The sequence below is a fragment of the Hungatella sp. genome (assembly GCF_046966825.1).
Genome location: NZ_JBKVCZ010000003.1, coordinates 54401 through 77613 on the forward strand (window position 1 = coordinate 54401; position 23213 = coordinate 77613).

The 23213-nt window shown below is 46.3% G+C and carries 23 protein-coding genes and 1 pseudogene; 5 read left to right on the forward strand and 19 right to left on the reverse strand.

Translation table 11 applies throughout. The annotated features are described in order from the left end of the window. Positions 1–54 precede the first annotated feature (54 nt). The 6 genes from ACLTD4_RS01810 to ACLTD4_RS01835 form a co-directional block, all read right to left on the reverse strand. Positions 55–4038 (reverse strand): Ig-like domain-containing protein, encoded by a 3984-nt coding sequence (locus tag ACLTD4_RS01810; protein ID WP_278836652.1) that lies wholly within the window; start codon positions 4036–4038, stop codon positions 55–57. 15 nt (positions 4039–4053) lie between these two features. Beyond that, on the reverse strand, positions 4054–5460 hold the full coding sequence (locus ACLTD4_RS01815; protein ID WP_278836653.1) for a DUF6273 domain-containing protein: 1407 nt from the start codon (positions 5458–5460) through the stop codon (positions 4054–4056). Positions 5461–5470: 10 nt separating this feature from the next. Further along, positions 5471–5686, reverse strand: a complete 216-nt coding sequence (locus ACLTD4_RS01820; protein ID WP_110323846.1) for a cold-shock protein — start codon at positions 5684–5686, stop codon at positions 5471–5473. Positions 5687–5792: 106 nt separating this feature from the next. Next, positions 5793–6764 (reverse strand): S1 RNA-binding domain-containing protein, encoded by a 972-nt coding sequence (locus ACLTD4_RS01825; RefSeq protein ID WP_341461001.1) that lies wholly within the window; start codon positions 6762–6764, stop codon positions 5793–5795. Between the two features lie 333 nt (positions 6765–7097). Then, the gene (locus ACLTD4_RS01830) at positions 7098–7331 is read right to left on the reverse strand and encodes a helix-turn-helix domain-containing protein (protein ID WP_278836655.1); all 234 of its coding nucleotides are present in this window, start codon (positions 7329–7331) and stop codon (positions 7098–7100) included. A 33-nt stretch (positions 7332–7364) separates the two neighbouring features. Continuing rightward, complete coding sequence (locus tag ACLTD4_RS01835) at positions 7365–7598, reverse strand: helix-turn-helix domain-containing protein (RefSeq protein WP_278836657.1); 234 nt, start codon at positions 7596–7598, stop codon at positions 7365–7367. Positions 7599–7735: 137 nt separating this feature from the next. Here ACLTD4_RS01835 and ACLTD4_RS01840 point away from each other — a divergent pair, with 137 nt between their 5' ends. The 5 genes from ACLTD4_RS01840 to ACLTD4_RS01860 are packed head-to-tail and all read left to right on the forward strand — an operon-like array spanning position 7736 to position 9014. Then, complete coding sequence (locus ACLTD4_RS01840) at positions 7736–7897, forward strand: hypothetical protein (protein ID WP_278836658.1); 162 nt, start codon at positions 7736–7738, stop codon at positions 7895–7897. Positions 7898–7902: 5 nt separating this feature from the next. Beyond that, entirely contained in the window at positions 7903–8079 is a 177-nt protein-coding gene (locus ACLTD4_RS01845; protein WP_278836660.1) for a SymE family type I addiction module toxin, read from the forward strand. Next, complete coding sequence (locus ACLTD4_RS01850; RefSeq protein WP_278836661.1) at positions 8076–8375, forward strand: DUF6809 family protein; 300 nt, start codon at positions 8076–8078, stop codon at positions 8373–8375. Before ACLTD4_RS01845 ends, ACLTD4_RS01850 begins: the two co-directional genes overlap by 4 nt. A 14-nt stretch (positions 8376–8389) precedes the next feature. Beyond that, the gene (locus tag ACLTD4_RS01855; protein ID WP_278836662.1) at positions 8390–8689 is read left to right on the forward strand and encodes a hypothetical protein; all 300 of its coding nucleotides are present in this window, start codon (positions 8390–8392) and stop codon (positions 8687–8689) included. Positions 8690–8747: 58 nt separating this feature from the next. Continuing rightward, positions 8748–9014 carry a DUF3847 domain-containing protein gene (locus ACLTD4_RS01860; protein ID WP_412330001.1) on the forward strand — a complete coding sequence of 89 codons (267 nt, stop codon included), beginning with the start codon at positions 8748–8750 and terminating at the stop codon, positions 9012–9014. Positions 9015–9095: 81 nt separating this feature from the next. On the opposite strand, the gene ACLTD4_RS01865 is transcribed toward ACLTD4_RS01860, so the two are convergent. From ACLTD4_RS01865 to ACLTD4_RS01925, 13 genes and pseudogenes are all read right to left on the reverse strand, one after another. After that, positions 9096–9386, reverse strand: a complete 291-nt coding sequence (locus ACLTD4_RS01865; RefSeq protein WP_278836664.1) for a hypothetical protein — start codon at positions 9384–9386, stop codon at positions 9096–9098. A gap of 14 nt (positions 9387–9400) precedes the next feature. Next, on the reverse strand, positions 9401–10252 hold the full coding sequence (locus tag ACLTD4_RS01870) for a radical SAM protein (RefSeq protein ID WP_341461002.1): 852 nt from the start codon (positions 10250–10252) through the stop codon (positions 9401–9403). A 426-nt stretch (positions 10253–10678) separates the two neighbouring features. Then, positions 10679–11162 (reverse strand): annotated as a pseudogene (locus ACLTD4_RS01875) (type IV secretory system conjugative DNA transfer family protein); the annotation flags it as partial. A 115-nt stretch (positions 11163–11277) separates the two neighbouring features. After that, complete coding sequence (locus ACLTD4_RS01880; RefSeq protein WP_025491730.1) at positions 11278–13089, reverse strand: reverse transcriptase domain-containing protein; 1812 nt, start codon at positions 13087–13089, stop codon at positions 11278–11280. A gap of 595 nt (positions 13090–13684) precedes the next feature. Then, positions 13685–14926 carry a type IV secretory system conjugative DNA transfer family protein gene (locus tag ACLTD4_RS01885; RefSeq protein ID WP_412331087.1) on the reverse strand — a complete coding sequence of 414 codons (1242 nt, stop codon included), beginning with the start codon at positions 14924–14926 and terminating at the stop codon, positions 13685–13687. Continuing rightward, positions 14916–15986, reverse strand: a complete 1071-nt coding sequence (locus tag ACLTD4_RS01890; RefSeq protein WP_278836669.1) for a DUF6017 domain-containing protein — start codon at positions 15984–15986, stop codon at positions 14916–14918. Before ACLTD4_RS01890 ends, ACLTD4_RS01885 begins: the two co-directional genes overlap by 11 nt. A gap of 105 nt (positions 15987–16091) precedes the next feature. Continuing rightward, positions 16092–16721: a hypothetical protein gene (locus ACLTD4_RS01895; RefSeq protein ID WP_278836671.1), complete on the reverse strand. Its 630-nt coding sequence runs from the start codon at positions 16719–16721 to the stop codon at positions 16092–16094. Between the two features lie 42 nt (positions 16722–16763). Further along, positions 16764–17441, reverse strand: a complete 678-nt coding sequence (locus ACLTD4_RS01900) for an SIMPL domain-containing protein (RefSeq protein ID WP_278836673.1) — start codon at positions 17439–17441, stop codon at positions 16764–16766. A gap of 108 nt (positions 17442–17549) precedes the next feature. Beyond that, positions 17550–18653 (reverse strand): hypothetical protein, encoded by a 1104-nt coding sequence (locus ACLTD4_RS01905; RefSeq protein ID WP_278836675.1) that lies wholly within the window; start codon positions 18651–18653, stop codon positions 17550–17552. 185 nt (positions 18654–18838) lie between these two features. Next, a complete protein-coding gene (locus tag ACLTD4_RS01910; RefSeq protein WP_278836677.1) occupies positions 18839–19576 on the reverse strand; it encodes a DUF6100 family protein in 738 nt (245 codons plus the stop codon). After that, complete coding sequence (locus ACLTD4_RS01915) at positions 19545–20069, reverse strand: DUF5697 family protein (RefSeq protein ID WP_278836678.1); 525 nt, start codon at positions 20067–20069, stop codon at positions 19545–19547. The genes ACLTD4_RS01910 and ACLTD4_RS01915 overlap by 32 nt, the downstream gene beginning before the upstream one ends. 127 nt (positions 20070–20196) lie before the next feature. Continuing rightward, positions 20197–22866, reverse strand: coding sequence for a VirB4 family type IV secretion system protein (locus ACLTD4_RS01920; protein ID WP_278836680.1), 2670 nt, complete (start codon positions 22864–22866; stop codon positions 20197–20199). Further along, positions 22757–23188: a hypothetical protein gene (locus ACLTD4_RS01925; RefSeq protein WP_412330003.1), complete on the reverse strand. Its 432-nt coding sequence runs from the start codon at positions 23186–23188 to the stop codon at positions 22757–22759. The genes ACLTD4_RS01920 and ACLTD4_RS01925 overlap by 110 nt, the downstream gene beginning before the upstream one ends. Between the last annotated feature and the right edge of the window lie 25 nt (positions 23189–23213).

Consider the following 23213-nt stretch of genomic DNA (forward strand, 5'->3'; position numbering starts at 1 on the left):
TCTAATTATATCCTAAACCAGTTATCAATACAACAAAAATCACGGTTGGAGGATTTAAGGCTGCCAAATGCCATCCGCACCCACTGTATATCCGTCCGGTGTATTCCTGTTTACATACAGAGAACCGCGCGTACCGTCCGATACCGGATTGAAATAAAACCATTTCCCTTCAATCATATACCAGCCCGTTACCATGTGTCCCTGGGTCCCGTCACTGACATTGTGCAGAAAGTACCGGTTCCCATCCTGATCGGTAAACCACCCCGTCTGCATGTAACCGGCCTCGTCAAAATGGTACCATTCCAATCCGCCATTATAGCCAAGCTGCACCCAGGCATTCTTCGGATAGCTGCCATCCGCGTACCGGAACCACCAGCCTGTGTTATCCTGAAGCCAGGTGCCCGCCGGCCCCGCCTCTGTGACTGCTTTTGGCCTGCCGGAGCCGGAAGAACTGCTGCCTCCGCCACCTCCGCCTCCAGAAGAACCGGAACCGGAATAGGTCCGGTCTGTTGTTTTATATCGGAGAATCACCTTACAGCTTCCCTGAATCCCTCCGTCCTCCGCTGTCGCCACAACGGCTGCCTCCGCGCTTCCTGACGCACCGTTTAAATCCTGAATCCATTGGGCTTCCTGGTTCACCGTAACCAGCCCGTCTTTTACAGTCAGCAGGCTTTGGTCGCTGACACTCCATGTGTAATTTCTGTTATCTGCGGCCTCCGGCAGTACCAATGCGCCAAGCTGCTGCGGGGGCGTGATATTCCAGGTCAGGGTCGGACTGCTTCTCCTTCCCTCCTTCACCAGTTCCATCTCAAATACCAGTTCCGCCTTATCCAGCTGCACTTTTTCCGGATGTACCACCGTAAGGTCCGTGGTGGTAAATGTGATATCTGCCTCACACGTATCCTTATGCTGCCCGTCCTCTGTTGTCACGGTTACAAAGCCCTTCTTGCTGCCGGCGGCGGTGGAAAGTGCATATTTATTATCTTTCAGTCTGGCCTCATCCGTTGCAATCAGCGCCTGAATCCATGCGGAATCCTGATTCACCTCCACGCTTCCTCCCTGGTCCGCGGTCAGCACGGAACCGTCATTCGTCTCCCAGACAAGCTTTTTATTGTCTGCCTGGTCCGGTGCAATGACTGCATTCAGCTTTTGCGGTGGCGTCACCACATACCGGACAGACGGGTTTAATCGGTTCCCCTCCATGATTTTCTCTACAGAAAATGTCAGATTCTTTTTATCCAGCTGCACGCCTTCCACACGGACAACCGTATGATCCTCTGTAGAAAAATTGATGTTTACCGCACAGACCGCCTGCTTCCCGCCGTCCACAGTCGCAGCCGTTACATAGGTGGAGCGGTTCCCTGCGGCTATGGAAGAAGCATAGGGGTTCAGTTTTAAGTTTTCCGTGTCCACATTCACCAAGTCTTCAATCCACCTGGCCTGGTTATTCACGCTCACAAGCCCGTCACGGTCCACGGTGACCATGTTATCATCGCCGGCTTTCCAATTTACGGCTTTATTATCCGCATACTCCGGCGTGATAGTCTCATAAAGCCTCTGCGACGGTGTAACCCGGTAAGTCACCTGCGGCTGAAGGCGGTTTCCTTCCAGCACCCGGACAACATCAAATCCGATTTCCGACTGGTTCAGCGTAATATTGGACACAGGCACCGTGGTTTCGTCCGTTATATTAAAATCCACTGTCACCAGGCAGCTTGCACGTTTCTGCCCTGCCTCTGTTGTCACAGTAACCGAGGCGTAATTTTTTCCCTCCGTCATAATCGGTTTTGACGGATATAATTCCTGGTTTGTCACACCGGCCTTAATTAAATCCTGAATCCATTTAGCCTCCTGGTTTACGGTAACCGTTCCCTTATCATCCACGGAAATCACGTCGGTTGATGAGCCATCGGTATCTTTTACATTCCAAACCACATTTTTATTGGCAGCGGAATCCGGGATGACAGTGGCTGTCAGTTGTACCGGATCTGTTATCTTCCATGCAATCTGGGGATTCCAGCGCGAGCCGCTTCTGATTTGTTCCACACCAAATACCAGCTTGTCCTGACTTAATATGACTCCGTTTGTCATAGCCCGGTATTTAGCTGAGACCGTGATGTTCTCATACGGCATAGTGAAAAAGATATCCGATGCCTCTGCGTTGATTTCCTCATGTTTCCCGCCATCATCGGATACCCAGGTTAAAGACCCCGGCTCCAGTTCATAGTACACCGGTGGGTCACTCTCTGTATCATTTACCGGGCTTGTGTAGACCAGGACCTTGGTTCCTGCCGCAATCGCTCCGGGATTTGCCCAGTTGATTTCCTTTGCATAGTTATTCTGAGACTCCATAACAGACAGAGTTCCATAGTCAATGGATGGAACCGTCACCAGATACCCCCTTACCGGATCTCCCGTCTTACTGGCAGCAAAGTGATGGATATTGCTGTTCCCAACCGTTAAAACTCCTTCTTCCAACTCCTCATAGAAGAACCGGCTGGTCTGCTTTACAAAGCTGCCCATCTGATAGAGGGAAAAATCCCGGTTGTTGGAATAATAAGCCCCGATATGGTGTTCCAGCCGGATTTGCGGGGTCAGTTTATTTCCAAATGGATTTAAAGCGTATTTGTCCTCTGAATTAGCAAAAAGGTATTCCAGATGGTCTCCCAGCTCCACATTTCCACCCTCAATATAGCCGATAAACAAACCTGCTGTTTTGAGTGCCGAGGTGGTGGAAGCGCCGATGGTTCCTGCGAACCGCCCATTCTTTACCCTTCCGCTCTGCATACGGCCCACAAGCCCGCCGATATAATCCGCGGACGTACTTCCCACTTTTCCTTCCACATAGCAGTTGTATACCTGGCTGTCATAGATATTTCCACAGATTCCACCGACACTGCCTTCCGAGTAAAGGGCGCTGTAGCTGTCATTGGTATCGTTTACGCAGTCCCCAATAAAAGTGGAATGTGCGGAGCCGCAGATTCCTCCCGCATATGCCTCCAGGCTGCCAGAAATATCCGTTCCCCCCAGAATACTTCCTGTATTTTTACAATCAGAAATCATGCTGTCATACGCCTCGCCAGCGATACCGCCCAGAACGCCGGAGGCCCGTACCTGTCCGGAAGAATTACAATCTGTGATTACGGTGTCATTGGCTTCCCCCACGAGGATTGCAGCCTTATTTGCCGCATTTACCTGTCCGTCCACTGTAAGATTATGGATTGAGGCGCCGTATGTATACCCAAACAGACCCGCATAATTCTGGCTTGTATCACTGATTTTCAAGTTATACACCCGGTAACCGTTTCCATCTAAGTTTCCTTTAAACGGATATGGTTCTGAGTCAGACAGGCTCCGGTAGTACCCAATCGGAAGCCAGGAGGCGCTGTCATTTAAAGAGATATCCTTAGTCAGCTCAAAATAGCAGCCATCATAACCGTCAACCTCCCCGTTTGCCACCTGATAGGCCAGCAACTTCAAGTCTTTATTATTCTGAAGCAGATAGGGGGATTCTTCCGTTCCCTCCCCGTCAAAATGATCTGACATCTCTATGCCGCCCCACAAATCTCCCGTCATCATCAGGGCATTGGAGGGAGTGGCTTCCTGTAGTTCTTCCCATTTTGCAACATCTTCCTCCACAGGAACCGCTTCCGATGGGGTTGCCGTTCTTTTATCCTCCGGCAGCTCAGCCTCCTCTTCCCCGTTTTCTTCCTCTTCTTTCCGTTCTTCCTCTGTTTCCTCCGTTTTGGGTTTCTCATCTTTGGCTGACTCCTCCGGTTCGGGCTTTTCGTCTTTGGCTGTCCCCTCCTCCGGCTGTTCTTCTCCCAACTCTCTGAGTTCGTTTTTCCTGTGCTCTGCCTCTGTGATTTCCGAATTCCTTCGAGCCTCTGAGCTGCTTGCAATATTTATTTCCTGGTCAGAGCGTTCCATGACTGACGCATAGGATGGGAAAGCAGCCCCTGCAGGTGAAATTCCCATGACTGCAATCAGCGTCCAGGCAGTCAGAACGGCTGACCCCTTCTTTATTCTCTTATCCATGTTCTCCTCCATATTTTATTCTGATTGATACGCAACAAACGCTGGCCGGAATCCAATACTCTGACTACTTACCTCTCCTGCCGAAACACGGCCGTCCCAGGACACCTGATAGGCCCGTTTTCCTCCGGTCACCGGTGTTCTGAGCCAGTATCCCATCGTATAGGTTCCTGCATTTACATAGTTATTACCATCGGCCCCGTGAATCTTCCACAAAGAGGCTTTATACCGGACCGCCTCCTCCAGGGATAAGCAGAACAGTTTATCTACAGAATCCCCCGACCGCACCGCTACTTTCGTAAAACGGTTCAGAGCCGTTTCATAGCCTGACGTTGCTCCGGTATAGGAATAGCGCACAGTTGTCGTGGTATCCATAATATTCTCCCCATTCTCCATACTGGTGTTCAGCCACATCCTCAGATTGGAACCGCTCCAACTGCTGTCTGTCATATCATAGACAGCTCGGTCACCGCCTATTATCTCATCACACAAAAACAAAGCCCCACGCCTTTTGGCCGCGTCCATATAATCCGGGTCAATGCAGCGGAACGTATAGGTGGTGCCGGCAATGGTCCGTTCCTGTACGTCTCCGGTATACCATAGACGGTCTTGTGTGTTATTTTCTCCTGGCTTTTTCAGCACATAGGCCGGACGGATTCCAGCCTCCATCGTGGTAGTTTGTTCTGCTGCAATGTGTCCGTTATACTGGACCAGATACGCATGATTTTCAGAAGACATGGTTCTTGTCCAGTAAAACCAACTTCCTGTATCGGGCATCCAGGGCTGTAAGGTATAGGATTTATACGGTTCACTTCTGACTTCAGCCAGGGAGAGGCAGAACACCCGGTCACTGATACTGTCATTCCCCTCGGACAGCCTGACCGGAAGAAGGTGATCCGATACAGATAAACCATCAGCAAACTGCAGGTTCAGCCAATTCCGGATTCCAGAGGTATCATATCCCATATCTGCACCAAAGCCGGAGCTGATAGAGTAAGGAATCACCTTGTCCGACAAAAGAAGCTGACCGCCCTTGTAGTCTTCATCAATACAGGTAAATGTCATTTCTCCCCACTCACCTGGCAGGTCTGTTTTCACGGTCTGTTTTTCTCCTTTTTGCAATAACTCCAGGACCTCTCCACATCGGTCACATAAAAAATCCCCGTCCCCATCGCAGTGTCCCAGCATGGGAAGAACGATTTCTTCCCTGTAATCCTGGCACAGCCGGCACGTCACAATCCGGCTCCCATTCATTAAGCATGTGGGTTCTGTCTCCTCCATCACCAGCTCATGCCCATGCCCACCCGATACCGGACTACCGGCATTGGATGGGGTCGCTGTTTCACTTCCAAAGGAAGGAAAGGTACACATAAGAAAAAGGGCGGCCATGACTCCCGCCGCCCTGATGTTATTTTGCTTTTTCATCGCTCTTTGCCTATTCCTTTAAAACTACATTTTTCGCAACGCAGCGGTGTTCCTCATCTTCCCCCGCTTCAAAGCTTACCTCCTGTCCGCTCCTCAGCTTCCGAAATCCGTCCATCTGAATCTCGGAGAAGTGGACATAGTAGTCAATCCCGTCCTGATCCGTGATAAATCCGAATCCCCTTTTTGCGTCAAACCACTTGGTTGTTCCTGATAATATTTCTGGCATATTGTTCACTCCTATTCCGGTGCCTTCCGGCACCTTTCAATTTTTAATATAGAAAAAGCAGGCGTTCTCTGCCTGCTGTCTGACACCGGTTCCCGGCAATGTTTACTTACATGCATCTCTTGATGACTCTGGTGATAATCCCCTCAGCCACTTCTGTCTCATCGTTGATTCTGGTAACAAGGAATCCAACTTCATCCTTGCGCCCTGGCAGGCTTGCAGTGTTGCAGGAATGGGCGACCGCATTCACCCCATTGTTTAAATGGATAAAGTAGGTTCCCTTATAGACATCCGTAATTTTCCCAACATACTTGCCCTGCTTATGCAGCCGCATGAGATTTTCCTTATTGATATTTGCCTTCGCCTCCTTTGCGCTGACTTCAATCTGTATGCGTTCCAGCGATTCTGCGTCCATCTTTAAAACCTTAACCAGAACAATATCCCCATTGGAGAATTTGTCATTGGCATCGACCATCCACTCCCAGGCCATGTCTCTGGCTTTCAGGGAACACTCCACGCCGAAAATCTCCAGCCGGACTGCTTTGGGCGCCACGGCTATCACTCTGGCCTCCACAATCCTTCCAGGGCGCACCATAGGATACCCGTCCGCGCCTTCTGTAAAGTAAAAAAGCTGCCTTTTCCTTAACATGGCTTCTTTTCTGGACGCTACAATGCTCCGTGTCTTCTGATCCATATCCCGGACAATAAAATCCAGCTCCGCACCCAGCATGTTGTTTGCCAGACGCGTCTGCCGGTTTACGATATCCGCATTCTCCCTGCCATCCCCCTCCAGGTTGATCATCATTTCTTCCATTGGTATGATAATCCGGTACCCTTTGTACTGAATGACGGCCACGACCCAGCCGCCCTCCAGTTTTTCAATACCACCGAGCATACCGGATAACACCTTTCTGGTGCGAAATGCATTGGTCAGCTCATGCCAGTTTACATCCTCCTGCTCACGCGGGGGTCTTGGCTGTCCGTCGGTATCAACCGTCAGGATTCCCATGTTGGCAGCCATCTGCATTTCTTTTACTGTTTCCTTCGATGTTCTCACCTCTTCCACTTTTTGATTTGACACTACAGACCTTCCTTTCCTCATTATATTTATAGAAACAGAAGGAATTATCCCCCTGTCCTAAACACAGGAACGTAAAAAAAGCAGCCTCCATATTTAGAAGCTGCTTTTCACGGATAAGTATATAAATTTCATGATATCATTATAAAATAGACCGAATCCTATGTCAATATGTCTGGCGACGCAATGTAGTCGCATTAGGGTCGCATTTTTTACAAAGCCCCAAAACAGGAATTGTTATTTTATCGTTCTGTTTCCAATATAGCGAATTCCAATTAGTCCCGTCTCGAAACGATGCAGGACGGAGCATTCCCGATAGTAACCGGAAACAAGAACTTAATTTTTATTTTCCGGTGGAATATATTCCAATAAATCCTCAATTTTACAGTCCAGCGCTTTACACAATTTGCACAATACAAACGTGTCTAACCGGGTTATCGTATTGGTGCAATAGTTGTCGATCTGATTCCAGTTCATTGCTGCCTTATGCGACAGCTTATATTTGTTGAAACCGGCATTTGCCATAAGTTCCTCTAAGTGGATTTTAATCGTTCCGTAATCTTCACTCATTTCTTACCTCCAATGATGGCCCAGACCATTAGCCTACTCTGTTTTTTCCGGCGGAATGTACTCCAACAAGTCCTCAATTCCACAATCCAATGCCTTACACAATTTGCAAAGCACGAACGTATCCAACCGGGTTATCGTGTTGTTATAATAATTGTCGATTTGCTTCCAGTTCATAACCGCTTTGTGGGAAAGATTATTTTTGTTGTAGCCGGCTTTTTCCATCAATTCCGCTAAATGGATTTGTAATCTGCCGTAATCCTCTTCCATTTTTATTCTCTCCTTCTGTATCTGAAATATTTGTACTTGCATTATTATTGTATAGTTGTTATAGTAAGAATGTAATTTGCAAGAAGTATTAGATAACAAGTATAAGAAACATATGTTCTCAAGGGGGGGGGGAGACAATGGAACTGGACGATTTGAAAGAGCTGATTTTTGACTTTCTCAATGATAGTGACGGCTCACTGATTGCAGACATTGAAACAATGGAACAGGAAAATACGTTCATCGTCAAGACGGTAGGCGGCAACACGTTTGAAATCGAATTTCGGGAATGCCGGGGTTAATGCCTATGGGAAAACGGAAATTGAAATTTTATGAGGAAACCGGGGCACGCACACCGATACCTAAGATTGTGCTGACAGATAAATGGCTGGAAGAAACAGGCTTACCAAGCGGAACCATACTAAATGTGAATTACCAGCCGGATAAAATCATCATTACAAAGGAGGAGGGAAAACAGCCATGAAAAGTATCTTACAGCAACTATATGACGGAGAAATCGTACCGGGAGAACAATTCAAGCCCTATCTTGAGGAATACAAGGAAAAATGGAATAAAATAAGCAAAGCGGAATTGGTGTTTACAGAACGGCTAACCAAACAGCAGGAAGAAGAATTTGACGCTCTGATGGACGAACACGCGCTCCTTATGCCATTGGAAATGTCCCAGGTATTTATGGACGGCTTCAAGCTAGGCGCGCGTATCATGTGTGAAGTCTTTTCCAAAGGGGAAGACATGCAGGACGAATGTACTACACCATAAGGGAGGGCCGGCAGATGGACTCAGAAAATATTGTAACTATCATTTGTGAGAAACGGATGGACGGTGAAATAAACCAACGGGTTTTAAAAGACCCGGAATATAAAGAGGCCGAACAGGACTCTGCTAAGAAAATAAAAAAACTGTTAAAAACAGGACTGACAAAGAAACAACGCCATCGGCTTGATCAGGTTGACAGCTCAAAAAACAATCTGGCCGTAGAGTATGGACGTATCGCCTATTTCCAGGGTATGAAGGACGGCTTCCAATTATCACAGATATTGAGCGGAAACCAGGAAACAAAAACTAAATACTGAATGAACGAAGCAACCGTTTGACCGCGGCTGCTTTTTCATTTCCATCTGAAGAAAGTATATGCATATCAGCAACGAGGAGCGCAGAGCCAGGACACACCGGCTGATTGATCGGGGCGCTATTCCGGAAAACCTCCTTGATAGAGCGTCGAAGCTAACCGGCAAACAAGTCCGGGCCGTCTTAAACTCAGTTCTGCACTCTGCAGCTGCAAGGGAGACCTGCACCAAATTCGCAAGGAAACGGGTGCGGCGCACCCTCCCATGTGAAACAAGGGCACAGTATCAAGGCTGGCAGTATTCTGTTTTGTCAAATATCTCCCCCTTCTAGGGCACTGTTTTCCGTTTAACAACCTGCCAGCCTCATTATAACATACCTAAAAACTATACATACACTGGCCTTTAAAGCTTATCAAGAAATTCCCTCCCACAACAATTTACTAAAATAAACAAACTTCCCATCAATCCATCTGCAAATTCGGTGCTCGACCAGGTACTGTTCACTGCCACACTCCGGGTTATCCTTATCCCATTCTGTATCCAATAGAAACGTTTCTACGCTCTCGTAAGGAATCAGTGCATTGGCTGCCCGCAACACTGCATTCCTGTCTGTATAATCAATATCCACACCAAATTCTGTTTTCAAAATTGTGGCAAAGCCCAGACGAATTACCGGGGTTTCATATATCATCAATCCCTGCATAGTAACTTCCTCCTCTAAACGCCAGAACCTTTGTAAATCCTAAGATTACAGCAATCCTCTTCATTGGGATTTACATGTTCCCTCCAATATAAATAGTGCTCTGTGACATCCTCGCATACAGTTTTTTCCGGTATCCGGATCTTATCAACCACTCTAATCTTTTCCGATAATGGCAGATGACGGTAACCTCCCTGTGGTACAGTATATTTGCTGAAATCTACGCCTTTTAACCACTGCTTAATCCAAGGATTGATTCTTAAAAACTCAATGATGCACTTCGCAATTCCGATTTGATTCAATTTTTCAAAATCCATAAATGATTCTATAATCGGGCTTAACCGGATAGATACATCAAACCCGGCTTCCTGCAATCGCAGAATGGCCTCTAACCGTTGGGACGGAGGACTGCATTTCTCATACAGTATTGCCTTTGCATCATCAAGACAGGTAACTGTGATTTGAATATGTGACAGTTCTTTATCCAATATATCCATATACTCCGGTTCCGCAATCAGTGCTGATTTCGTCACAATGAGATATCCTACCCTGCAGCGGTTCATTTCAAGTATCGTCTCATAGGTGACTCTGTGTTTCAATTCACACGGCTGAAAACAATCTGTCATCCCACCCAACCGAATGACATTCCCCGGCTGGAGGTGATTAATTTTTCTTTTTACCTTTCTAATATCTGCGACCCGCGGATTCGCAGCGTCCCAAAATCCCCGGAAACTTAGCAGGGAGCGGGCATAACAGTAATCACAGTTATGCTGACAGCCGCAGCCATAAGTATCCAGCCTCGTACTATACTTACACTTGTCCCCCTTGCAAAGACCTCCTTCATAAATAATATCGTTAATTTGTATCATTCCCCTATAAAATCACATCTGCACCACCTCTTTTCTTTATTGCGGAGAGCAGTACCGCCCTACTGTCATCTGGTAAAGCATCCAGATATGTTCTTTACACCACTCCGCGGCAATCCTGGAGCAAATGCAGATGGAATAAAAGAAAAAGGCCCCCTGTGCCGGAACGCCTTAATCTTCTCCAAAATTTGATGGATTCTCAAACTCGTTAATGAAATAAATCCTCTACCCTCTCTATCCGCCCCTGTTCCTTCTGATAGGGAGATTCCTCTTCTGCTGCCTTCCTCCCCGCACCTGACCTGGCCTGTTTTCCTGAACGCATATGTGTATGAATAGTCAATGTCTCCTCTTTCTGTTCAAAGCCGTCAGTGGGGTGATCCTCTTTCTCCACATCTTTCACACACTCATCCTCCGATTCTTCCACATTTCCCTCTTTCCGCCATTCCGGAGTATGTACATCTGTCTTTTCCGGTTCCAGAAACTTTGCCTCCGGGTGTCTGGTATAATCAAGTTTTTTTACCCGCAATACTTTCTGGCCCCGGATGATTAATAGTGCCTGGTCAAGCGGGAACCGCAGCACCTCATCGGGAAGCAGCAGCATCCGCTTTCCCACAGAGGAGGACTCCGAATAATCCGGAACATAATCTGTCATTCTCATGGTCTGGAAACTTTTGCGGATAGATGATACCCCTACCGTAACCTCTCCGGAACGGCCGCTGAAATAGGTTGCGGTCGTCATATCATTACAGCCTAAGAATAACGAAGTATCACATCCGCCCAAAATCTCCTCCCACTGCCCGTCTGGATACCGATTCTGGAGCTGGGGTATGTTTTGGTATAGAATACACATTCCAATCTGTCTGCTTCTGGCCGTAGCGAGTTTTTTCTTGAAATCCGGCACTACTCCTATGTTGTAGGCTAAGAATCCGGCGCCTTACTGCTTCACAACAGCAGGTTTCCGAGTCCTCGCCCCGGAACCGCACGTACACCTCTCGATGTATACGGCTCCCCACTATACATTCTCTACATTATTTATGGATTCTGTTGTAACAGTCTCCGCATACTACAAGCGTTTTTCTTTTTTTCTTATTCATAATCGCTCCCCAGTCTGTGTTCACATCAAGGTCGCTCATACTTTTAACCTGATATACCTTAACCGCAGGCACATATGCACCGCACATCTCACAGACGTTCGCCTTGTATCTGAAAAACAGTTCTTTCGGCTTGTTCATCTGCTCATATTCGGGTATTACATCAACATAACCTCCGAGAGCATATTTCACTTTTCGGAAACCATCGTTGTAAAATACTGCATACTTCACGCCTCTCTGGGTTTTGTACGGTACTCTGAACTCTTTGTTTTTGGTATATTTGAGCTTTGCTTTTGTCATCGTAATACGGTATTTTGCCGCAACTGTCTTGTACAGGCTGTATTCCATAACATAATGGAACTTATTCAGTACGGAAACATTACTCGCAAGGCGGTAATAGTTATAAATCCCCCGAATCTGCGCATTGTATTTCCGCACCATTTCATGCACTGGCAGAAATATATAGTCATTCCGCTGTAATGGCTTCCAGACTTCTTTTTCTCCCGCCTTTGACACGATTTTCAGCACGCCATAGCTTAACAGCTTACCTACCCATTTTTCTTTCGGCAGGTACAGCTTGATTTTGCCAGTATAGGCTTTAGTTGTACCTTTTCCTCTGGCTTTCTTCACTGCACTGTCGTTACATACCGTAACGTCATAGCCGAGGAACCTCGCTTTGTCGTCACTGTTTGTAATGAGCGTCTTTTCCGCAGACAATTCCAGTTTCAGCGTTTCCTCAAAGAATTTCCCGATGTCTGCTTTAATCTTTTCTGCGTCCTCTTTACTGCCGATTACACCAATAAGAAAATCATCGGCATACCGCACATATTGAATCCGCTTATAGTTTTTGTCCATCGGGTCTCCCATAGGGATTTTCTGGAACTCTCTTTTTAGCTCTGACAGGCGGCGTAATGCCTCCTGTTTTTCTGCGTCCGAGTATCCGTCCCATTCTTTTCGGATTTTATTCTTGCATCGTTGGCGGTGCGACTGTTTTCTGGTGTATTCATTATTCCTTTTCCTGCCCGTTCCCCTGTCGAACTTCTTTTTATAATCCTCCATGAATCTGTCAAATTCATTCAGATAGATGTTCGCAAGGATAGGGCTGATACCGGAACCCTGGGCTATTCCACTGAAAGTAGCGTTGTATTCCCAGTTCTCCATATATCCTGCTCCCAGAAATTTCCAGATAAGCTCTATAAATGCTTCGTCCTTTATCCTCCTGCGCAGGATATTGATGAGATTATGGTGGTCTATCGTATCAAAATACGATTTTATATCTCCCTCCACAAACCATTTCACACCAGTAAAGTTCTGCTGTAACTGTAAAAGTGCTGTGTGGCAGCTTCTGCCCGGTCTGAAACCGTGGGAATAGTTGGAGAACGTCGGATCATAGATACTTTCCAGTATCATTTTTACGATTTCCTCCACCAGCTTGTCATCAGATGATGAGATTCCGAGCGGTCTCATTTTCCCGTTCTTCTTTTTGATATACTGCCTGCGGACTGGATTCGGCTGATAGCTGTGGTCTTTTACTGCATTGATAATCCGCTCCACTCTTTCTTTACCATATCCGTCGAGTGTCAGCCCATCTATGCCGGGTGTCATCGCTCCCTTGTTGGCATAGATGTTTTGGAGAGCCTGCAAATAAAAATCTTCGTTGTAAAGATTCCTATACAGTCTCTCATACTTGTAGTTTTCCTCTTTCGAGTGTTTCTGTAGATTTTCCAAAATAATCTTTGGACTTCTCATAGTGTCTCACACACCTTTCCTAAATTATTTCAGTCGTATAGCTGTCTCCCTTCGCCATGTGTACGGTATTACCGCCTCAGACTACTATGGAGACTCCGTAGCCTTGCAGGATATTCAGACACTTACTGCCATAGCTTAAAATGATAAGCGTTCCTGTTTAGACTATCCTCGTTTAGGCTTGTCTGTACAAGCGTGTCATGTTGTCGGTTACGACGTTCGCCATTTTCCGCTTATTGCGGCTGGTCAGTGCGGAATGTGATGTGTAGACGCAGTTCGCACAACTCTGCGTACACCCTGCACTGCCTGACGTATAATAGCTATCTTCCGTCAGTGCTGACGATAAAGCCCCTCTGGCTGTCATTTAAGCAGTATAGCTGTTTAACCTCATACATGACGTTTCATCTTGATGCCCGTTCACAGTCTGATAGCTGACTGAATAGCACCGTTACCGACATGCTATACTCCCCGTCCGGTTTCCCTTTCGGATAAGTCGGTTGATGATAGGAATTAGGCTTCTGCGAAGCCCTCACATTGAACCTACTATCTTGCTAAAGATAGATTACAAACAAGCCCGCGCGGAACGAATGGGTTCCGCTTACGAGCGCACCGGAAATTCATCAAGAATAAAGAAAACCGGAACCGGTAACTTCCGATCCGGCTGCCGGTCAGCAAAACGTACCAACTTTATACACAAAAACGAGACAAACAGCGTCGCCAGAACATCAAACGTGGAATCTTGATCCGATGTAATGCAAAAATAAGCACATTTTTTCTGCCCCGGCAACGTTAAGTCAATGTCCTTATGGCTTGTAATTTCCTGCACCAGCTTATTCTGCATAATCTGCAGCCGGGTACCCAGACCCAGAATTGCATTTCCCTTTACCTTCTCCGCTTTGGAAAACAGCCGATAAGGCCCCTTGGCCGGATGGTTTTCCGGAAGACCGTCAAAGGTTGCATCCAATGCCTCCAGGCTCTGGTTTAAAAGCAGCTTATAAGCCTCCGGGAACGTCCGGTCCCCATCATGATACTCCCGGTAAACGTACAGGCAGAGCGCCTTTAGCAAATCCATCTCTGTATTATCATAAAAATGGTCGAATTTGTCCGTCGTATTCCGGATTACCACATCCACAAAAATATCAATCAGTCCGCCATCATTAATCTCCGCCAGGCAATCCCAGGCGTCCGAATTTTCAAGGCTGATTAAATTCCACTGCTTCACGATATAATCATTCGCCGTTAAATATGCTACTGTATCCTCATAGAGTTCGGATTTTGGGTCTGTAATAAACATGCTCTCTCCACGTTTTACGCATTGAAGAATCATGTTTCGTGAAACAGCTCTGGATTTCATGCTTCCCTGGGAGCCGCACACAGCAAAATTTCGGTTGAGCATGGAATTTTTCGGCAGGCTGATTACCTGCTCATTGTCGATATCCAGTCCTAGAAGGATTCCGTCCACATTCTTTAAATCCTTGTCAACCGCCAACACCTTTGCCCGCTCCTCTTTTGTCATGTAGCCGGCAGTTCCATAAGTCCCCTTTTTGGAATACTCAAAATTGCGTTCCTCGTCCAACTGATCTTCTGCGGCATTTCCCCGGTAGATGACTACCCCTCCGATTATCAGAAAAAGAAACAGGGATAAGACGGTATTCTTTAACCCAGTCACAGTAAACATGCCATAATACAGGCATATAAACGGTTGAAACCGCATGGAACCTGCATCTTTAAAAACCTGTGTCAGCAGACCTCCCACATAAAAAGCCAGCACGAAAAAAGACAGGCCAAACAGAATCCGCTTCACTGTTTTCCTGTCCATCTGTTTTATTTTATCCCACATTGACCGACCGTCCACCACCCTTCCCTTCACTGTTCGCGGTGTGATACTGAACCAGATTCCCATAATAATTGCCCAGGGTATTGACCGCATTGTACAGGCTTGTAATGATTACCGCCCGGATATTATGGGCCTTCCTCTCATTCTGGCCCAAAGAGTTCAGCACATACTGGATGTGAAACAGATTCAGCTTATAAAATTGCGCCTTAACCAGTTCCACGCTCCTATCTTCCTTGTTGACCCTGATAGTCTCCGTCTTTGATGTCAGGACATCGACTGCAATCCGGACGATTTCATCAAGACGTTCATCATCCGGGTCATCATGCTTTAGTGTTCCATACTCAATCTGCTCCTTAAACCGTTCTTCCACCTCCTGATAAGATAAGATGGGATAATCTCTGTTGTAATCTTCTGGAGTAGTCTCTGTATTTGTCCCACCGGTTTCAGTTGGAGGTCTCCCGTATTCTGGTGGTACCCTCCCACTGATTCCAGTGACACCTCCCCCTGATTCCAGGGGGATATTTAACTTATTCCCGTGATACGCTGCACATACTCCAGGGGTATCACTTATTTTAGTGGGATATCCCCCGGACTTCTGTTCTGCTGTCGTTTCCTCGCATAGTTCCTCTGCCGGATACGTCAATGCAAGAAGAACTTCCACATCTAAATCAAGGAACAGGACATTGGGCACCTGCTGCCCATTGATACAGAGAGTCCTGAACACCCGTCTAATCACCCCTAGTTTTTCCAGCTCCACAACAGCATTGTTGGCATCCCTCTTGGAAATCCCAAACTGATCTGCCAGCTGCTGGTAACTTCTCTGTAATAAGTCCGAGTGGAAGCGTTTCCGAAAACCGATGAGCTGTCCGCTCCCCTCGTCCCTGATTTCCGCCGCCCGGTACCAGTACACGATATCAGAGAGGATTACGATTGCGTTTAAATACGGCTTTCCGGTTGATTTGCGTATGGTCTTATACCAGGCTGCTGGTATGATATTACCTGTGATGTTGATTCGGCTCATCCGGTCGACGGTTCGATTACCGGTTGTGAAATCACTGTCCATAATAGCCTCCCTCACTTTTTTGCATGAAAAAACGGCTGGTGTCAACCAACCGTATAGGATACAACTAATATCTATAAAGATAAAATCACTTTAAATAATATAGCATTATAATTTAATTTGCTTTTCTATTATCTCCTTTACATTTTCTTTTTCAATACATATATAAGCTTGTTTCAAATTATCAAAAGCTTTTTGCATGTTGATTCGTTGCTGTTTCTCTCCGACTCTGCGTTCGGCTTCTTCAAGCGTTATAGAGTTCTTTTCATTTTCCTCTTGCATCTTAACTATAATTATATGATATTGAAACATTGCAAACAGTAATTCTTGATAACGCAAAACAAAATCTCCCAATAAAACCGATGCATTACCAGAAAATAAAAATTTTATTTTGGCAGCCGTTTCTGTTAGATTTTCCATTTTAATTAAAAATTTCTTATGTTCTGGCGATCCTAATGGGCTGCTTATCGAAGGAGCTATTTGTTCCAAATATATATTATTTGTAAAAAATGAAAATTGTACATCAACTGCAAGAAATGGTTCGTCCTGTCCATCAAACGATGAATAATTATTTTCATATAACCGTAACAATCCAATTGCAATAAGATAACTTTCTACACGTTTATCAAATAGATGTTGTTTATTGCTTAATCTTATCTGTACTTGGGTCTGTATTAATGCAGTGATTGCAACACAAGCTGTAATCACTGAAAACCAAAAATTAGTGTCTGTGAGCAAATTAATAAACCATCCTTTCAATTGATTTTAAATACTACGTCGTTAAATAAGACTCCAGATAATTGTCACCGTATCACTTGCCGTAATATCGTCTGGCTCCAACTGCATAGGTTCATCATCACAATAATAATCGTCTGCCTCATCTTCACATAATCTCATGGAATCCAAAAGCTTTCCATATGTAGAATTAACCAGTTCTATCTCCCCCCATGAATAATCAATCGAAGCAATCTCGCCCAGTTTCATACCTGCTGCCTTGGCAAGTATCTCTGCTTTTGCTTTGGAATCCTTCACTGCATTTTCAAGCAATATATTCTTAACAGCTTCCCTGTCATTTACCGCATAAAGGATTTTAAACTCCGGATGAAATGCACATCGTGAAATCCTCCCCAAAATCTTTCCCAGCAGTTCATGGTCGAGATCAAATTCTATTTTCAGAGAATGGGAATACTCATATCCCTTAAACACCCTTACCCACTCTTTCTTTTTATTTGTCTCTCTTTCAAAAACCGCCTCAATCTGAAATGACTCAGTTTTCAGCTCTTTTCCGTCAAAACCTAATTTTATAAACAGATCACGGATTTCATCAACTGATTGCTTTGAAGCCTTCACAGCGTCCTGGTATGTATCCTTCCGTTCCTCCAAGCTGAACTTTAAACGGATTCTGTCAGGCGGAACCGCAACCTGTCCTCTACCAGTTACACGAATTGTTTTATCCATCTTCGTCTCCTCCTCACTCTATCTTTGTCACCATTTTTAGTTCTTCCTTTTTCATCCATCACTTATACAGTCATTATAAACTACTTTCCAAGTTATTTCCAGATTCTTCTATCTATCCTCTAAATATCTGACAGCCCTCTCCCTCACAACCCCTTTCACAACAGCTTCGCCTCCCATATATGCCCCCAGCGCCTCCTCCTGATAATCAAAGCAATAAATGATTCCTCTCCCTTCCCGTTCTATTTTCCCCTTGACTCTCTTTAATCTCCATAACTCCAAATCATAGCAAAAATACACCGGGTTCCCATTACAATCCACACCATCGTCTAATGCTCCGTCTGCTCCATTTACCTTCCACAAGGCAGTGCATAAGAAATCCCGCAGCTTCCTGTCCTCCTCCGGATTCACCAGCAGCCGCACCTGTATCTGTGCCTCCTTAATCAGCGGTATAAAATAAATCTGTTCATAGATATCGTCCAATGCAAACAGGTTCCCCTTTATTCCACCGTCACTTTCTAAGATCCTTACAAGCATATCCAGCCGGTTCCCAAACATCACCGCATCAGCCGGCGTGCGATACCCCTTATTCCGAAAAACCGCCTCCATACGGCTTCGCATAGTACGCTCTGTTTTCTTTGCCCACTTCATCAGGCTGTCCATGGAATTATACACAATATACGGCTTCATGGAAGTAAGCAGTACGCCACAGGCTCTGGAACCGCCTATCTCCTTCGCCATACCACTTTTAAACTCCAAAGTGCCATAATATCCCCCCATACCCGTCCGAATGGTCTTCTGTCCCTCCCGGGACGGAACGGGATGGAACATAGGGGAGAAAAAGTCCGGTTTACTGCTCTTATAAACTGGAACACCAGCTACAGACAAATAGATCCACACCATACTCATCCGATACAGCCTCAGCCGTTTATCCGGTTCGCTTTTTATATGGTTCGTCTCCACGGAGCCGCAAAGAAACGGGGCGAAATCATCCGGCCATAGCTCCAGCAGTTTTCTTTTTGCCTTTGCTTTTAGCACATACCCTTTAAGCCCGTCTTTCCATCGCAGGCTGATATAACCTTCCCGCTTTAACCTGGTAATCAATGCCGCTCCATAGGAGCAGGAGCCGACTGCATATGCCGCCCAATCTGCCGGCATTTCCCCGCTCACACCAATCAGCATCAGCAGGCGGACTGCCTTACTCTCCCGGTCCATATCCACCACCTCACCTGTCTGCCTTTTTATTCCGTATGACTCTAAAACCGTACCCTACTGACTCCATCCCAGGGTAAAAAATCCGGGGAAACTCCGCCGCCAATGCCCTGAAATACCGCACTTTTTTCCGTAACTGTACCCTATCGAAATTTTAGCAAAAAACACAGTCACTTTTTCGATACCCGTTACCCGGAGCAGATAGCCTGGTTTTGCATCGTATCCCACAGCCATCCGGGAAATTTTTCATTCTCCATAATAACCAGATAAGTCCGGTCTTCCTTCCCCAGCATGGTCGTGTGATAGCTGTTCAGATAAAGTCCGCTGTCCGTCTTTAAAAAAAAGGTTCCCACCACGTCCAGAATATGTTTTTCTTCCAGATTATCGTGATCCCTCACTCTGGTAAGAGGAAGCCCGGAATCATATACATGCAGAAAACAGACTGTGCAGCACTCATACTGGGGAACCTCCCCCTCGTTTTCCTCCTGTTTTACGCACCAGTGTTTTAACGCCAAATAGAGCGGCTTATAGATATAATCTGTATAATCGCTCTTTCTGTGTGGAACTAAAAACGGAAGGGCAATGGTCATAACACCGTACTGGCAGGCCACTTCTATTCCGTGAATCCCGATTAAATCCTCCTTATATGCCTCATATTTTCTGGTATCAAAGGTCACTTCCAGCACCAAACGGCGCATTTTTTCTGTCAACCGCTCCGATAATCTGGCAGCCTCTAAGATCAGGTCATTAAAATTCTCATACTGGCTGTTGATATACTGCTTTGTCCGGGCAGACAAAAGCGTCCTGGCCTCTGCCACTGACAGGTCCAGCTTTCCGGCTGTCTTTTGCACCTCGTCAAGCTGCTGTCCCATCTTTGAGAGGGCATCGGCCTTTTCATGATTTTGTGTAATATTCGACTTCTCCATCTCCTTTCACCAAACAATATCCAATCGCCGGCAAACTCACCTTCTCAATCACCGAAAGGTCGGGAACCGCAATGATATGGCTGCTTGAATCCCTGCACTTTCTTTGGAAAACGCTGTTTACCAGTTTTACATCGTTCAAACCGATGTAAAGGATATCAAATAACTCCTCACCGCTGACAAATATAATACGGACCGGATACTCGTCCCGGTCCGCCAGAAAATGTTCCGATACCGTCCTCTTTTTCATCAGGCTGATTAACACCCAGAATGCCTGCAGTGTCCCCTCGTCCCTGGCCGCATAGGAATTTTCATTTAAGTACACCATCTTCGTCACCGGGCTGCTTCCAATGCGGTTGTCCTTTTCCAGACGTTTCAGTGCCCTGCCCACCGCGCGCTCCTGGCCGAAATACGCATACACCTGTGACTTTAAGAGTACATTATATTTCTTGATTAAATCCAGAACCTCTTTATCCTGTAAAGTCCCTTCCTCCATCCTGCCCTCCTGTTGTTTCTGGTCTGTTACGTCTTAATGACGTAATAAAAAACGAATACGCTTTGATGACGTATTAGCACCGCAACAAAACACTCAAGCTTTCGCTTATACGCATTATCTGCGTCTTCTATACATCATCAAAACGCTTTCCCATGGCCCCCTTTCCATACCGCTCCAACCGTTCCCGCAATTCCTTTAAATCCTTCCGGTCCGTGGTGATTAAATCCTTCTCCAGCTGGCTTGCCCGAAACTCCACCGTCAGATTATTATTATTTGTTGAAATCATACCGTTTCCGCGTTCAAACCGTACAATGGACATCATCTCCGCCTCCGATAAATGCAGAACTTCTTTAATCTGTTCTGCCTCGTTATTCTCCATATTCAGAATGATTTTCGTCTTCGCGTTGTTGATAATGCCTCTCCCGTATTTCCCGTCCTTCAAGGCAAAGAAATCAGTCAGATCCTGGGTTGCACATACGCCGGAACCTCCATATCCACGGATAATTTTAAAAATCTCCAGCACATATTCCGCCGCCATCTCATTAGAAGCCGCCCCGATAAGTTTCCAGACTTCATCAATAAAAATGGCCTTCTCCACTGTCCGGTCTTCCTTTGCTTTAGACCAGACAAAATCAAGAGCCACAAACATACCAACGGTCAGCAAATCCCCGGACAGCTCCGAAATATCTAACACCACATATTTGTTGGATAAATCCACATTGGTCTGCTGGTTGAAGCTGGAGGCGGAACCATGTACCATACGGTTTAAAATATTCGCCAGCCTTTTTGTCTCCGCCTTCTCCATCAGCACTTCATGAACGTCTCCAAGAATCGGCATCGGCTTATAGCGTTCCGGCTGTTCCGGGTCAATCAGACTTTGATTTTCATGTGTAATTCCCTTTCGGTTATAGGTGATGATCAATGCCTCGTCTAGGAGCTGTTTTTCCTCATGGCTCATATCAGGAATCAGCAGGGAAAAGAAAATATGTAAGTCCTGTATTTTAGAGGCAAGCTCAGAATGTTGGATCAAAGGCCCGTCTAAAATATCGCTGGCAGCCTTATCTGTCTTGCGTATTTCCATCACATTGATACAATTTCGGGAAGCCGGGGAGATTTGGATAAAAGAGCCTCCGATGTTCTCGCAGGCTCTGGCAAACTCATGCCCCTTATCCGGGGCAATGATAAATACCTGAATCCCCTTACGCCTCATGCGCAGCGCCATGAGCTGAAGTGTAAAGGTTTTTCCCGCCCCCGTAGTCCCCATGATTGCCATGTTGGCATTTTTATATATCTCCGAATTAAAAATATCCACGATTACCAAGGAGCTGTTCGCCTTGTTAACCCCCATCAGGATTCCGTCCCTGTCCGACATTTCATAACTCGTAAATGGATAGCAGCTTGCCACACCGCTGGTCAGCAGATTCCGCTTCGATCTCTGGTATAAGTTCTTATCCAGATTAACCAGCGGAAGCGCAGACTGAAATGCACTTTCTTCCTTAAACAGACACGACATGGTATCAATATCCTGGGAATTTAGAAGTTTTTTCATCTCCTTTGCCCGCCATTCAACCTCATCCGCACTGTATCCGGTCACTGTAATCAAAATACTCATATAGTACAGGTCCTCGCTGCTTCCCAGTCCATTTTTAAGATAATACCCCGCCCGGATGGACTCCGCCAGGTCATCGTAATCACTGTTGGTATCTGACACCTCCTTGATTTTAGAGCTGTTCAGACGGATTCTGCGCCCAATCCGCTCCACGCTTTTCGCTTTGTCCTGTTTATACAGAAACACATCAATATCAATCCCCTCACCGGCATTTACTAAAAGCGACAGCCAACCAGCCGGAACACGGCTCCGGTAACCTGCGGAAGGGATAAACAGATATGTGTGGTATACGCCGTCCATGACAATGTAATTTCCATGCTTAAAATCAATGGACTCCGGCGCAAAAAATTCTGTAACCGGTATGTTTTCCACGCTCTCCTCGCCGTTTTCCCTGATATACCACGCGACCACCTCATTCATATGCTGGCTCAGCGTCTTCATCGTGCTGGTTCTCCGGTTCAAAATGTGGTAAAGCACCTCCACACAGGCCTGCGTGTCGTGTTCCGGGATTATCACCTCGTTTCCGCATTGTGACAAATATTTTTTAGCGGTCTGCACCGCCGTATTCAGGACCGCCACAATATCGTTCTCATTTTGATTGCGGCTGCTCCGGTAAGTCTCATATTCAAAAATCAGAAAAAACCGGCGGGAAATTGCCTCACGGGAACCGACAGACCGGATCAGCGACGCATAGTCCTCCTGTAAAAGACGGCACCGCTCATCCGCCTCATTCTCTTTATCCCTGCGGATATTTTCAAGGAATCCGGAGATATCCGCCTTTTTAGACAGCACTTTTATCTGAATCTTCACAGGTGCAATCTTTAAGTAACCTACAAAAGCATAGATGATATTCCGCTGTTCAGCCGGGCTTCTAAGCAGAAAGTTGACCGGCATCACCTCCACAATCTTAACGTGCCTTCCATCACTCGTATCGATAATCCCGTCTGTGATACCTGTTATGGGAATACAACCTGCCGCAAGAGTTCTGGGAACCGGCCCCACATCAACCGGTCCCTCCGGCCGAAACGGCCTGCTGCTTCGTTTTTCCTTTGTCTCCTTCCTCTCTTCCGGCCTGGCTTCATCTCTGCCGCCGGTTCTCTTTCTTCTTTCTCTCTGATATGCCCTTTTTATGTTTTTCAACTGGTTGATCTGCCTCTGGCTGTGCTCTGCCGTGCTTTTGTCCGCCATCTCCGTTCCTCTGCCTCCTCTCTCTGCGTTCTCTGTCCCTGGCAATCTTTTTCAGCCGCCGGCTCCGTTCCAGCCGGTACCCGGTATCCGGAGGGGCTAATACCCTGCGCTGTCTGATATACCGGAAGAAGCTCATCAAAAACGCAGTCAGACTCTCCCCCTGTATTCCAAGCAGGGAAATAATCATAACCGGAAGAATGACAGCCACGCCGATATATATCTTATTCTTCAAGGTGGTATCTAGCATGGTCAGCGGCTTCAGCATAAAAAATACCAGAATTGCCGTCTCAACAGCATTCCTGGTTCGCAATCTCCCTGACAATACGGTACCCTCTTCCGCAAAATTG

Excerpts from the sequence above, each read along its gene's own strand:
- ACLTD4_RS01810 (WP_278836652.1), bottom strand. The coding sequence starts at position 4,038 with ATGGATAAGAGAATAAAGAAGGGGTCAGCCGTTCTGACTGCCTGGACG.
- ACLTD4_RS01815 (WP_278836653.1), bottom strand. The coding sequence starts at position 5,460 with ATGAAAAAGCAAAATAACATCAGGGCGGCGGGAGTCATGGCCGCCCTT.
- ACLTD4_RS01820 (WP_110323846.1), bottom strand. The coding sequence starts at position 5,686 with ATGCCAGAAATATTATCAGGAACAACCAAGTGGTTTGACGCAAAAAGG.
- ACLTD4_RS01830 (WP_278836655.1), bottom strand. The coding sequence starts at position 7,331 with ATGAGTGAAGATTACGGAACGATTAAAATCCACTTAGAGGAACTTATG.
- ACLTD4_RS01835 (WP_278836657.1), bottom strand. The coding sequence starts at position 7,598 with ATGGAAGAGGATTACGGCAGATTACAAATCCATTTAGCGGAATTGATG.
- ACLTD4_RS01840 (WP_278836658.1), top strand. The coding sequence starts at position 7,736 with ATGGAACTGGACGATTTGAAAGAGCTGATTTTTGACTTTCTCAATGAT.
- ACLTD4_RS01845 (WP_278836660.1), top strand. The coding sequence starts at position 7,903 with ATGGGAAAACGGAAATTGAAATTTTATGAGGAAACCGGGGCACGCACA.
- ACLTD4_RS01850 (WP_278836661.1), top strand. The coding sequence starts at position 8,076 with ATGAAAAGTATCTTACAGCAACTATATGACGGAGAAATCGTACCGGGA.
- ACLTD4_RS01855 (WP_278836662.1), top strand. The coding sequence starts at position 8,390 with ATGGACTCAGAAAATATTGTAACTATCATTTGTGAGAAACGGATGGAC.
- ACLTD4_RS01860 (WP_412330001.1), top strand. The coding sequence starts at position 8,748 with ATGCATATCAGCAACGAGGAGCGCAGAGCCAGGACACACCGGCTGATT.
- ACLTD4_RS01865 (WP_278836664.1), bottom strand. The coding sequence starts at position 9,386 with ATGCAGGGATTGATGATATATGAAACCCCGGTAATTCGTCTGGGCTTT.
- ACLTD4_RS01870 (WP_341461002.1), bottom strand. The coding sequence starts at position 10,252 with ATGATACAAATTAACGATATTATTTATGAAGGAGGTCTTTGCAAGGGG.
- ACLTD4_RS01880 (WP_025491730.1), bottom strand. The coding sequence starts at position 13,089 with ATGAGAAGTCCAAAGATTATTTTGGAAAATCTACAGAAACACTCGAAA.
- ACLTD4_RS01885 (WP_412331087.1), bottom strand. The coding sequence starts at position 14,926 with ATGTGGGATAAAATAAAACAGATGGACAGGAAAACAGTGAAGCGGATT.
- ACLTD4_RS01890 (WP_278836669.1), bottom strand. The coding sequence starts at position 15,986 with ATGGACAGTGATTTCACAACCGGTAATCGAACCGTCGACCGGATGAGC.
- ACLTD4_RS01900 (WP_278836673.1), bottom strand. The coding sequence starts at position 17,441 with ATGGATAAAACAATTCGTGTAACTGGTAGAGGACAGGTTGCGGTTCCG.
- ACLTD4_RS01905 (WP_278836675.1), bottom strand. The coding sequence starts at position 18,653 with ATGGACCGGGAGAGTAAGGCAGTCCGCCTGCTGATGCTGATTGGTGTG.
- ACLTD4_RS01910 (WP_278836677.1), bottom strand. The coding sequence starts at position 19,576 with ATGGAGAAGTCGAATATTACACAAAATCATGAAAAGGCCGATGCCCTC.
- ACLTD4_RS01915 (WP_278836678.1), bottom strand. The coding sequence starts at position 20,069 with ATGGAGGAAGGGACTTTACAGGATAAAGAGGTTCTGGATTTAATCAAG.
- ACLTD4_RS01920 (WP_278836680.1), bottom strand. The coding sequence starts at position 22,866 with ATGGCGGACAAAAGCACGGCAGAGCACAGCCAGAGGCAGATCAACCAG.